Below are 12,210 nucleotides of genomic sequence, written 5' to 3'. Positions count from 1 at the left end.
CAGTATTGAGTTATCGCTTGAGTTATCGCTTGAGTTATAGCTTACTAATTGTTATTTAATTAATAACAATTAGTTTATTTAAAAAAGATGTTAAATCTTGAGTAAGTGTAGTTAACTCTCCTGTAATCAAATCTTCTTTTACAATTTCACCAGTTAAATTGTTCAAAGAAATTATTTCAGTACTTTCATCTGTAGCTGCTATAAAAATGGTTGGAACACGTTTTAATTTTTTTTGTTGGGATAAATGGGCAATTAAATTTTGTTCTAAGTTAGAAAAATCATCATCATTCCAAGCTTGGATTAAAGTTAATTTGATGTCGGCAAATTTAGCTGTCATATTGCCAGCATATTGTGTGCCATAAAAAATATGTGAAGAGGGATGTAAAGTAATACCTACAACTTCTTCAACTATGGATAAATCTCTTGGTGGTTGTAAGGCAAACGGTTGCCAAAATACGGTAAGTTGTTCGGTTTTTAAAATACAAGGAGAAGGGATGGCATGCAATTCTTCACTTTGTGGGGCGTAATCAAATTGATTTAACCAACGAGTGGTAAATTCAATGAGTGCTGTTTTTTCAGGTATGTCCATAAATTGTTTTTGTCTCTTGTTAACAGTTTTCCTTAATAATTATTATACTGATTAAGATTAGCCTTGCACCATGTAATTCATTGCTTATTTTTAATTATGTGAGATAAGCGTCAGGACAAAAATTTGTAAAGAAGTTTCAGGTTAACATGATGTTTTAGTATAAAGTACTCATATCAGAAAGTGAGATTTTCTTTTTTAGTTGAACAAGAATTATGATAAATACAAAATACCTTGATAACCATTTATAAAATAACAATTTTAATTTGCTTGCTATCCTTTGCTGAAACGTTAAAATAAGAAAGGATTTTTTTATCCTTGTAATGCAGCAATGGCGTTAGACATTACAATTTTTTTTAAAAGTAAAATAGCGTAAGTAGGATTATTATAATTAAATAATATGTTTATTTTGAACAATCATGTAACGATTTAATTTGGTAGCCAAAGTCAAAAAAACTTTAGTTTATAAGTTAACCATAGAAATAATATCGATGAGTTATATGTTTAGGGATGGTTCATAAAGAGAGTGAAACTTTTGAACATTGATAATGCCTTAAATTTTAAAAAGATATTGTACAAATAATATCGGTTTCACATAATATAATAACAAAAATAACACAAATAAAATAATGAATACCATATTTGAATATTTAGTTAACAACCATTATTTATCATTGTTAAAATAAACGTTTATTATTGATAATAATATTCTACCTATAATTAATTAAGATTAATAAAGAGTGTAGAATAATGAAAAGAATGCTAATCAACGCAACTCAGCAAGAGGAGTTGCGCGTTGCGCTCGTTGATGGACAACGTTTGTATGATTTAGATATTGAAAGTCTTGGGCATGAGCAAAAAAAAGCCAATATTTATAAAGGCAAGATCACTAAAATAAACCCAAGTTTAGAAGCCGCTTTTGTCTCTTATGGTGGTGAACGAGATGGATTTTTACCATTAAAAGAGATTGCTGAAAGTTATTTCCCCGCTAATATTTCGGGTCGTCGTAGTATTAAACATCTACAAGAAGGGCAAGAAGTTCTAATCCAAATTGAAAAAGAGATCCGTGGTAAAAAAGGTGCAGCATTAACGACTTATATTAGCCTAGCGGGTAGCTATTTGGTATTGATGCCTAATGATCCCCGAGCGGGTGGTGTTTCACGCCGTATTGAAGGTGAAGATCGAGCGGATTTAAGACGCATTATTGATGCGATTGAAAAACCAAGAGGAATGGGGGTTATTGCTCGAACCGCCGGTGTAGGCAAAAGTCAGGAAGAATTACAACAAGATTTAGATGCCTTAGTCAACTATTGGACAGCTATTCAAAACGAAGCCAAAAACTACCCAGCTCCAAGCTTAATTCATAAAGAAAGTGATATTATTACCCGTGCATTTCGTGACTATTTGCGTGATGACGTGGGCGATATTTTAATTGATAACCCTAAAGTAATGGAAGTGGCTAAAAAGCGATTGGTTGATTTAGGTCGCGTTGAATATGTTAACCGTTTAAAACTTTATGAAGGTGATGTTCCATTATTTAATCATTTCCAGATTGAAGGGCAAATTGAGTCAGCATTCCAACGTGAAGTTCGCTTACCATCTGGTGGTTCAATCGTTATTGATACAACCGAAGCATTAACTGCCATTGATATTAACTCTGCTAAGTCAATTCGTGGTAGTGATATTGAAGAAACAGCGTTTAACACCAATCTTGAGGCAGCAGAGGAGATCGCTCGTCAATTACGTTTACGCGATTTAGGTGGTTTGATCGTTATTGATTTTATTGATATGACACCAATTCGTAACCAACGTGAAGTTGAAAACCGCTTAAAAGAGGCGATGAAAACTGACCGTGCCCGTATTCAAACTACGCGAATATCGCGCTTTGGTTTGCTTGAGATGTCTCGTCAACGTTTAAGTCCTTCATTACGTGAAGCAACCCATCATATTTGTCCTCGTTGTCAAGGTACGGGTACTGTACGTGATAACAATTCATTGTCTCTTTCTATTCTTCGTTTGATTCAAGAAGAAGCAATGAAAGATAATACCGTTCAAATTGATGTGATTGTCCCTGTACCAATTGCCAGTTATTTACTTAATGAAAAACGTCGAGCGATCACAAATATTGAAAAAATGCATCCTGATGTCAAAATTGTAATTGCTGGTGACGAAGAGATGGAAACCCCTCTTTATAAAGTTATTCGTAAACGTACCGGTGAAGAGACAGATATACTCAGTTATAATCTTCCTAAACTGATTCGTGAACTTGAAGAAGAGGAAGAAGAGCAAACGACAGATGTTATTGTAGAACAAGCTATATTATCAGGGCCTAAAGTCGAAGCTTATGCAACACCAAAAGTTAAAGCTGAGCCAAAAATTAAGAAATTATTTAACTTATGTAATACTATTTTAGGTAAAGTAAATAAACTATTTGCTGCTGAAAAACCTAAACCTGAGCCAGAAGTTAAACAACCATCACAAAAACGACGTGATAATCAACGTTCTAATAATCGACGCCAGCGTAATAATCGTAACAACAATGCTGTTAATAATATTATTGCTATGGTGACGCCGGCAACAGAAACCAATACGAAAGAGACGCCAAATAGAAGCAGTGGACGTCGTACAAGGCAAAACAATAATGCAAATGCATCAAATACGATAAATGCTACTGCTAAGGCAGATAAAACGGTTAATGAAGCCACAGCTATTAAGCCAAAAGAGCCTAAACCACGACGTCAACAACGTACTTTAACTAAAAGTGTCCGAGTTAAAAATAGTGAAATGATCGATCAAGTTGTCGATGAAAAAGTTATTATTCCAACTTTATTATTACCAATTATTGTTGATCAACCAATGAGTAACAATGTTGCTGATATTCAACCAAAACGTCAACGTCGTACATCTAGACATTTGCGTATGAATGGTCAGCGCAACAAGCGACGCGTAAGAAATACTGAACAAAAACAGTCACCAATGCCATTGCCATTTGCTGCTGCATCACTCGAACTGGCCTTAGGTCGAGTATCTATTGATTATAGTCAATTGAAGCAGGAAGAACCAAAAATGACAACACAGGTGATTCCGTCGTTACTAGTACCAGTTATTATTAAAGATAATGAAGTTGTAGCGACCAATGACATTAAAGATAATACCGATATGACGTTAAGTGATACCTCAGCAAATCAAGTAAACGTTGATATGCAACCTGATTTTGAAGAGGTTAAACAAAGTAATGACAGTGAGAAGTCAGTTAATGGAACTGAACAAACAACGGGTCATTCTTCGGCTGTAATGACCAAAGCGTCAGCACCAGAATACGAAGTATCGAATGAAAGTATAAAGTCGCGTGAAGAGTCAGACTATCATTTTGATGGTAAAGGTAATGCTGGTGGTTTAAGTGCACAAGATCATGCTTATGCAGCTGCTAGTAAACCAGTAATATCAGAAGATTAATTCTTTAAATAGCTTAAAACACGGTAATAGAGAGTTGTTACCGTGTTTTATTTACTTATAATAGCGATAAAGATAAATATGATTATCTATATTTTCAAAAAAATAGTAACGTTTTTATTTATTATCTGCGTATTGACTCAGATTTGTTTCTGCTTAGTCTATTTTGCTCCACATTCAATGCTTAACTTTAATAATCTCAGTTTTGTTGATGCATATAGTGCTTTTTTTAAGCAATTACTGCAAGGTCAATTCAGATTATTATCAGGTGAAACCGTTCCATTTTTTCATACTTTATTAGCGACTTTTGAGCTTTGTATACTCGCTTTAGTGGTTGCTTTAGTAATTGGATTACCGTTAGGAATATTTCTTGGTCTGAGTAATATTAATTGGCTAAATAGTACAATTCGCTTAGGCTCGTTATTTCTATATTCTTGCCCTATAGTTATGCTTGTTGTTATTGTTATGCATTGGTTATCGCCTACTTGGACGATATCAATGAATTTTGACGTGTCGCCGTCAGTAGCAGGGACATCGTTACTTGATATTTTAATTGCATCAAAAACATTTAAATTACAAGCGCTATTTGATCAACTTCATCATTTGCTTTTGCCTATTATTATTTTAGCCATTCAACCAAGTATCATGACAATACAATTAGTGAGTCAATCAGTAAAAAGTACCTCACGTCAAAACTATATTAGAATGGCGATTATTCGTGAACGATCTCCATTTAAAGTTTTACGTCGTCATTTGTTACCTAATTCTATTCCTGCAACGATTCCACAGTTAACATACAATACGACAACGTTGCTGTTTTCGACAATGGTAATTGAAATTTTATTTAATCGTGTTGGTCTAGGGCAATGGGTGATGATTGCTTATCGCCATCATAATTATTCGATTATTGCTATTGCTATTTTGGCATGTGGTACGGTTATCAGTCTATTAACATTATTAGGTGAGGTTTCCGCAGTTGCTATTTATCCATTACGCCATAAGGTAAATTATGTCTAGGGTAACTAAATTAGTTAATGCTATTGTATCTTGTTTTAATAAGCTACATAGTAATGTATATTTAATTATTAGCTTTTACGGCATATTAGCAATTGCATTTGTAGCATTATCGACTAAATGGTTTTTCCATGCTCATTTAAACCCTATTTATCCCGCCTTACTACCACCAGCTTGGTGGGCGAATGGTGATTTGAATCATATTTTAGGTACTAATGCTAAAGGACAAGATATTTTTGATTATTTATTGATTGGGTATCGTTCGACCATATCCATGACATTAAAAGCCGTATTTTATGTCATTGTTATTGGTGGGCTAATTAATTACTTAATGTTTTTTATCTCTTTTTTGCGACCGTTAGTTTTATTTATTTTTAAGTTTTGTATGGTTGTACCACCGCTACTCGGTGTCATTGCCATTAGCATGGTATTTGAAGATGATATTACCAATATGTTATTAGTGGTAGGATTATCTTATACACCACGCTTTATCTATAATATTCATCAACGAGCGATTAATGAATGGCACAAAACTTACATTACCGCTTATCGATTGGATGGGTTGTCACCATTTTCAATTTTTAATCACTATATCTTACCTAATATTTTACCTGTATATTTGACCGAAATTGTCTCTTTATTTGGTTCGATTATTTTGGCCATTACTACCATAACTTTTTTAGGTTTTGCCAATGATATTTCTCGTCCCGATTTGGGTATGATGATGTTTAAAATGAAAGATATTATCGGTACTAATTATTTAGCCTTTCTTGCTCCAGGATTGGCTGTGGTCGTTACCATTACTTTGGTCTATTTATTCAATTTTGGATTATATGGCCGACGAGCAGGGCATTAATTATGGCTTTGTTAGATATTCGAAATTTAACCATAGAATTTATTACACCTGATGGTTTGTTGCGTGCAATCGATCGTGTAAGCTTAAAATTATCTGAAGGTGAAATTCGTGGTTTAGTTGGGGAGTCTGGTTCAGGAAAAAGCCTTATTGCTAAAGCCATTTTAGGGGTGACTAATCACAACTGGAAAATTTCGGCTGATCGTTTTCATTTTAATGATATTGATCTATTAAAACTGACTCCTAAACAACGTCGAAAAGTGATTAGTGATAATGTTTCTATGATATTTCAAGAACCACAATCATGTTTAGATCCCTCAATGAAAATTGGTCAACAACTCATAAATGCCATTCCAAGAAGAACATTTAAAGGGCATTGGTGGCAAAGATTCTTCTGGCGTAAAAATCGTGCCATTGAATTGTTGCATCGGGTAGGAATTAAAGACCATAAAGAGATATTGAAATCTTATCCATTTGAATTAACTGAAGGAGAGTGCCAGAAAGTAATGATCGCTATTGCTCTGGCTAATCGACCTAAATTATTAATTGCTGATGAACCCACTAATTCAATGGAAGCAACAACTGAAGCACAAATATTTAGACTTCTTGCAAGTATGAACCAAAATATTGGTACCACCATTCTTCTTATCAGTCATGATTTACAAATGGTGACACGATGGACCGATCGTATTAGTGTATTGTATTGTGGGCAAACGGTAGAAGTTGCTGATAGTGAGGATTTAATTAAATCACCTTATCATCCTTATACCCAAGCTTTAATTTATGCTATTCCTGATTTTGGTAAAGCGATGCCCCATAAAAGTCCCCTCAATACTTTACCGGGAGTGATTCCATCTCTTGAACATTTGCCGATAGGTTGCCGGTTAGGACCGCGTTGTCCTTATGCTCAAAAAAAGTGTATTCAAGCCCCTGAGTTAATACCGATAAAGGATCACTCGGTAGCTTGCCATTTTCCGTTAAATACAGATGAGTAGTAAATAATAGGAATATATCATGAGTCCAATATTAAAAGTGCGTAACTTATCTAAACAATTTAAAGTTCCTAAAGGTCTCTTAGGGCATTTACGGATTGATGCGGTTAAGCCATTGTCGTTTTCTCTAAGTGAAGGTAAAACATTGGCCATTATTGGACAAAATGGCTCCGGAAAGTCAACCTTAGCGAAAATGTTAGTTGGTATGTTAAAACCTGACAGTGGCGATATCTGGATTGATGGTAATAAAGTTGAATATGGTGATTATAGTTACCGTTGCCAACTTATTCGCATGATATTTCAACATGTCGAAAGCTCTTTTGATCCAAGATTACGTATTGGTCAATTGTTAGAAATCCCATTAAAACATAATACTAAATATAATGCTCAAGAACGTGAAAAGTTAATTAGTGAAGTCTTAAAGCAAGTTGGATTGTTACCTGAACATGCTTCTTATTATCCTTCGGTAATGGCGACGGGACAAAAACAACGAGTGGCATTAGCTCGAGCATTAATTCTGAAACCTAAAGTGATAATTTTAGATGAAGCTTTAGCTGCTCTAGATATTTCAATGCGTTCGCAAATTGTGAATTTAATGTTATCCCTGCAAGCGGAGCAAAATATTTCTTATGTATACGTTACTCAAGATATAGGGATGATGAAACATATCAGCGATGAAATTTTAGTGATGCATAATGGCGAGCTAGTTGAATATGGTAATACGGCTGAAGTGTTAGCTTCACCGTTAAGTGATATTACCCAAAAATTAATTAATAGCTATTTTGGCGAAGCATTAACCGCTGATACTTGGCGTACTGACACTCGTGCTTTCTAAGATTTCATGTCTCTAACAGCCATTTTACTGTGACAACCATTCAAGTATTATCTCCTATTGAATTCGCTACTATACTGATTTTTTAAATCTTATTTCTATTATTGTTCAATAAAAATCTCGACAAATATTATAAAACCCACTATATTTAGCTATACAGATATCTAGACGTCTATTTTAACTGTTCAAAAATAACTGATTATTTTAGGAGCTGTTGTTATGCCTATTTGTATTCCAGACTCATTGCCCGCTGTTGATGTATTACGCAATGAAAATGTATTTATTATGACTTCATCGCGTGCCAAAACCCAAGAAATTAGACCTCTTAAGCTTCTCTTTCTCAATTTAATGCCTAAAAAAATCGAGACTGAAAATCAATTTTTTCGGCTTTTATCGAATTCACCTTTACAAGTGAATGTTCAATTATTACGTATTGATCAGCGCGAATCAAAAAATACACCAATGGAACATTTAAATAGCTTTTATTGTGATTTTGATGATATTCGACATCAGAATTTTGATGGACTTATTATAACGGGAGCACCATTAGGAAAAGTACCTTTCTCTGATGTGGTTTATTGGCCTAAATTAGCTGAAATTATTACTTGGGCAAAAGAACATGTAACTTCAACAATGTTTGTTTGTTGGGCTGTGCAGGCTGCTTTAAACGTTTTGTATGATTTGCCAAAATTTACTCGCAGCCAGAAATTATCAGGCGTTTATCAACATCACATTATTCAGCCGAATGCGATTTTATCTCGAGGATTTGACGATACCTTTTTAGCACCGCATTCACGTAATGCTGATTTCCCCAAAGATAAAATTATAAATTACACCGATTTAACAATCTTAGCCGAGTCCGATATTACAGGACCTTATCTAATGACCACGGCAGATAAACGCATGGCATTTGTAACAGGGCATCCGGAATACGACTCTTTCACCTTAGCCAACGAATATTTTCGTGATATTAAAGCCGGTATAGACCCCAATATTCCAGAAAATTATTTTCCTGATAATAATCCAAATCTGACCCCTAAAGCCACTTGGCGCAGTCATGCCTATTTACTATTTAGTAATTGGCTTAACTATTACGTCTATCAATTAACACCATATGATTTAACAACACGTAATATGACGGTTGATGATTAAAAGGAAGTTAATTTACAAAGCTTGTTTGTATATAGATGTGGAGAATATCGATTATGGAAAATAATTAAAAATGTGTAAAAAAACATGCTGTTCACTGGTGAACGTAAAATAAAAAAGAAAACCATTTAATAGATAAATAAAATTCTAAAATATAGATATTCTTCGATCTATTATTGATTTTGTAGTATAGGAAATAAAAATAAGATCAATGAAATATTATAGACTCAGTACTCAAAAAAATGGCAATATTGGCAGCAACCCGTTTCCGAAAATCATTTAGCTAGATATAACTTTATTGATTTATCCAGAACGCAATTACAAGAATCTAGTTTTGAAAAAGCTCGTTTTGATTATAGTTCTGCTTAAGATGGAGTAATTAAATATGGCATTAATTATCCAAATCAAGTTAACAGATCTATGGAATGCTATATAAACTATATTTTTATTATGGCTATAGTCACTATCGTCATGATAATGCCAAAGTTATCCAAGCTTTAAAAGAAGCGCTCACTACCGATAGAGCGCTATTATTTGATTTAGTGGAATTAACTTATGAAATAAACTTGGTAATATAATTAGAAAATAAAATCCTACACAAATTAACATCAACTGAAATACGTGAACAAGAACTGTTTTTTATTGATGAAAAGAACTAGAAAGAATTTAACTTAGAAAACTTACCGAATAAACCCTCTACATTATTTCATAGCGGAACTCAAAAAGTTATTTACCAAGTTTACACTGATAGTAAATACATCCATGCCCCTTATTTATTATTGCAACCAATATCAAAAGAGGACTAGGAAAAACATATTAAAGCAATCAATCCTAATGAGTTATAATTTCCGATAAATTATATGTTTTTTAAAAGAGTAAATAAAATGTCTATATATAAAATACTTAATCCAGAAAGAAATCTACTCAACATAATAGAAGAGATTAGCTCTTGAATGTAGGCATTATAGGTAACAATATCCAGAGATAAGAGTAAATAATCAATTAGAAAAAAACTGTTCAAATATTCCTTCATTTGTTTCATTTCGGTTTGAAAACGAATCAGTAGAAATAATTAATAAATTAAAACTATTTGCTGATTAATAATTATCAAGGCGCTCTTAAATGGGAACTTCATGAGCATAAATGGGCACGTCTACCCGCAACAAATTTGGTGATAATGCTTTTATTTTATTTAAAAAAATAAGTTATAAAAATATCCAGTTCTTATATCCAGCAAATTTGAATTTAGAGTATTCTTTTTGATATTTATTTTGCCGAAAATAAGTAGTTTTTCTGACTGTATATTTATAGGCAATAAGAAATTACCGATTTGGTCGTCTTATTTTGACTTTTTTCCGCTTATTAGTATTTTAAACATGTATTCAGTAAACGAAAAAATATGAAATCAATCAATTTAAAAAGCTAAGGATAAAATCTTAGTAATTGTAAAAAACAAAAGATAAAATCCTTATCTTGCATCATGTTAGGCATAGTTATATTATGGATAGCAGTGCTATATTAATTAAGGAATTAAATATGTTAAAGTCAATTGATCCAACTACCACTTCTTCTTGGAAATCTCTTCAAGCGAGTTATGAAAAGCATCATGAAAAGACAATTGCGCAAATCTTAAATGACGAGCCTAAGCGTGTTGAAAAACTGAGTATTCCTTTTGAAGATGAGTTTTTGGTTGATTTGTCAAAAAATAGAGTGACACAAGAAACTTTAGAGGTTCTTTATAAACTTGCTGATGAATGTGATTTAAATGGCGCTATTAATGCCATGTATAGCGGTGAGAAAATAAATCGTACCGAAAACCGCGCTGTATTACATGTTGCGCTCCGTAATGTTTCAAATACGCCGATTTTTGTCGATGGTAAGAATGTGATGGATGATGTCAACACAGTATTGGCTAAGATGGAATCGTTTAGTAAAAAGATCATTAGCGGAGAATGGAAAGGTTATACAGGTAAAGCAATAACCGATGTAGTTAATATTGGTATTGGCGGTTCAGATCTTGGTCCTCATATGATTACCGAAGCATTACGCCCTTATAAAAATCATTTAACAATGCATTTTGTTTCGAATGTCGATGGTACTCATATTGTTGAAGCGCTTAAAGGTTTAAATCCTGAAACCACTTTATTCTTAGTGGCATCTAAAACGTTTACCACACAAGAAACCATGACAAATGCTCAGACTGCTCGTAAATGGTTACTTGATGCAGCTAAAGATGAAAAAGCCGTTGCTTTGCATTTTGTTGCACTTTCAACCAATGCTAAAGAGGTCGAGAAATTTGGTATTGATACTACCAATATGTTTGAGTTTTGGGATTGGGTTGGTGGTCGTTATTCTTCTTGGTCTGCAATTGGCTTGTCAATTGTCTTATCAATTGGTTTTGACAACTTCAAAGAGTTTTTAGCTGGAGGTCATGCTATGGATAAACACTTCCAAAGCGCGCCAATCGAGAAAAATATTCCAGCATTACTCGCGTTAATTGGTATTTGGTACAATAATTTCTGTGGAGCAGAAACCGAAGCAATTTTACCGTATGATCAGTATATGCATCGCTTTGCAGCTTATTTCCAACAAGGAAATATGGAATCAAACGGTAAGAGTGTTGATCGTAATGGACATAAAACGTCTTATACTACAGGCCCAATTATTTGGGGAGAACCAGGGACTAATGGTCAACACGCATTTTATCAATTAATTCATCAAGGTACTAAATTAATCCCATGTGATTTTATTGCACCAGCAATCAGCCATAATCCAGTGGGTGATCACCATCCGAAATTACTGTCTAACTTTTTTGCGCAGACCGAAGCTTTAGCGTTTGGTAAAACCGCTGAGCAAGTTGAACAAGAATTCATTGCAGCAGGTAAAACACTTGATGAAGTTAAATCAATTGTACCGTTTAAAGTTTTTGAGGGTAATAAACCAACAAATTCAATTCTCGTGAAAAAAATAACACCTTATACTCTTGGAGCATTAGTTGCTATGTATGAACATAAGATCTTTACACAAGGTATTATTCTTAATATCTTTAGTTTCGATCAATGGGGTGTAGAGCTTGGTAAACAATTAGCTGGTCGCATTTTACCTGAATTGGCAGATGATAAACCTGTTACTTCTCATGATGATTCAACTAATAATCTAATTAATCAATATAAGAAATGGCGTTAAGAAGTTTAAAAGATTAACTTTGCTTAACTAAAATAAAAAACCTTCAGTTTAATGAAGTGCCCCCATAAAGTTGGACACTTTTATTAAGCGGCTTGTAAGGCCTGATTTCGATATTCAACCGGAGTCAGGCCTTTTAATTTGGCTT

General features: G+C 33.7%; 9 protein-coding genes. 8 read left to right on the top strand and 1 reads right to left on the bottom strand.

The window, feature by feature from the left end:
* Nucleotides 1-55: 55 nt before the first annotated feature.
* Nucleotides 56-589 carry a SecY-interacting protein gene (gene syd, locus H3S88_RS11845; protein ID WP_086326756.1) on the bottom strand — a complete coding sequence of 178 codons (534 nt, stop codon included), beginning with the start codon at nucleotides 587-589 and terminating at the stop codon, nucleotides 56-58.
* 747 nt (nucleotides 590-1,336) lie between these two features.
* Here syd and rne point away from each other — a divergent pair.
* The 8 genes from rne (at nucleotide 1,337) to pgi (ending at nucleotide 12,065) form a co-directional block, all read left to right on the top strand.
* Nucleotides 1,337-4,042 carry a ribonuclease E gene (gene rne, locus H3S88_RS11840; RefSeq protein ID WP_198228998.1) on the top strand — a complete coding sequence of 902 codons (2,706 nt, stop codon included), beginning with the start codon at nucleotides 1,337-1,339 and terminating at the stop codon, nucleotides 4,040-4,042.
* Between the two features lie 78 nt (nucleotides 4,043-4,120).
* The gene (locus H3S88_RS11835; protein WP_086326758.1) at nucleotides 4,121-5,056 is read left to right on the top strand and encodes an ABC transporter permease subunit; all 936 of its coding nucleotides are present in this window, start codon (nucleotides 4,121-4,123) and stop codon (nucleotides 5,054-5,056) included.
* Nucleotides 5,049-5,909: an ABC transporter permease subunit gene (locus H3S88_RS11830; protein WP_086326759.1), complete on the top strand. Its 861-nt coding sequence runs from the start codon at nucleotides 5,049-5,051 to the stop codon at nucleotides 5,907-5,909. Before H3S88_RS11835 ends, H3S88_RS11830 begins: the two co-directional genes overlap by 8 nt.
* Before the next feature lie 2 nt (nucleotides 5,910-5,911).
* A complete protein-coding gene (sapD, locus tag H3S88_RS11825) occupies nucleotides 5,912-6,901 on the top strand; it encodes a putrescine export ABC transporter ATP-binding protein SapD (protein ID WP_086308330.1) in 990 nt (329 codons plus the stop codon).
* Between the two features lie 16 nt (nucleotides 6,902-6,917).
* Entirely contained in the window at nucleotides 6,918-7,733 is an 816-nt protein-coding gene (locus H3S88_RS11820) for an ATP-binding cassette domain-containing protein (protein ID WP_198229022.1), read from the top strand.
* Nucleotides 7,734-7,949: 216 nt separating this feature from the next.
* Nucleotides 7,950-8,882: a homoserine O-succinyltransferase gene (gene metA / locus H3S88_RS11815; protein WP_198228997.1), complete on the top strand. Its 933-nt coding sequence runs from the start codon at nucleotides 7,950-7,952 to the stop codon at nucleotides 8,880-8,882.
* A gap of 422 nt (nucleotides 8,883-9,304) precedes the next feature.
* Nucleotides 9,305-9,457, top strand: a complete 153-nt coding sequence (locus tag H3S88_RS11810; protein ID WP_198228996.1) for a hypothetical protein — start codon at nucleotides 9,305-9,307, stop codon at nucleotides 9,455-9,457.
* A 958-nt stretch (nucleotides 9,458-10,415) separates the two neighbouring features.
* The gene (gene pgi, locus H3S88_RS11805; protein WP_198228995.1) at nucleotides 10,416-12,065 is read left to right on the top strand and encodes a glucose-6-phosphate isomerase; all 1,650 of its coding nucleotides are present in this window, start codon (nucleotides 10,416-10,418) and stop codon (nucleotides 12,063-12,065) included.
* The last annotated feature ends 145 nt before the right edge of the window (nucleotides 12,066-12,210 follow it).

It is taken from the genome of Gilliamella sp. B14448G11 (assembly GCF_016101765.1).
Lineage (GTDB): Bacteria > Pseudomonadota > Gammaproteobacteria > Enterobacterales > Orbaceae > Gilliamella > Gilliamella apicola_N.
Note: the sequence above shows the minus strand (reverse complement) of the source record. Positions and strands in the feature narration are given on the sequence as shown.

What these genes read in the sequence shown, in the direction of transcription:
- H3S88_RS11835 (WP_086326758.1), top strand. Translation starts at nt 4,121, where the DNA reads ATGATTATCTATATTTTCAAAAAAATAGTAACGTTTTTATTTATTATC.
- pgi (WP_198228995.1), top strand. Translation starts at nt 10,416, where the DNA reads ATGTTAAAGTCAATTGATCCAACTACCACTTCTTCTTGGAAATCTCTT.
- rne (WP_198228998.1), top strand. Translation starts at nt 1,337, where the DNA reads ATGAAAAGAATGCTAATCAACGCAACTCAGCAAGAGGAGTTGCGCGTT.
- sapD (WP_086308330.1), top strand. Translation starts at nt 5,912, where the DNA reads ATGGCTTTGTTAGATATTCGAAATTTAACCATAGAATTTATTACACCT.
- metA (WP_198228997.1), top strand. Translation starts at nt 7,950, where the DNA reads ATGCCTATTTGTATTCCAGACTCATTGCCCGCTGTTGATGTATTACGC.
- syd (WP_086326756.1), bottom strand. Translation starts at nt 589, where the DNA reads ATGGACATACCTGAAAAAACAGCACTCATTGAATTTACCACTCGTTGG.
- H3S88_RS11810 (WP_198228996.1), top strand. Translation starts at nt 9,305, where the DNA reads ATGCTATATAAACTATATTTTTATTATGGCTATAGTCACTATCGTCAT.
- H3S88_RS11830 (WP_086326759.1), top strand. Translation starts at nt 5,049, where the DNA reads ATGTCTAGGGTAACTAAATTAGTTAATGCTATTGTATCTTGTTTTAAT.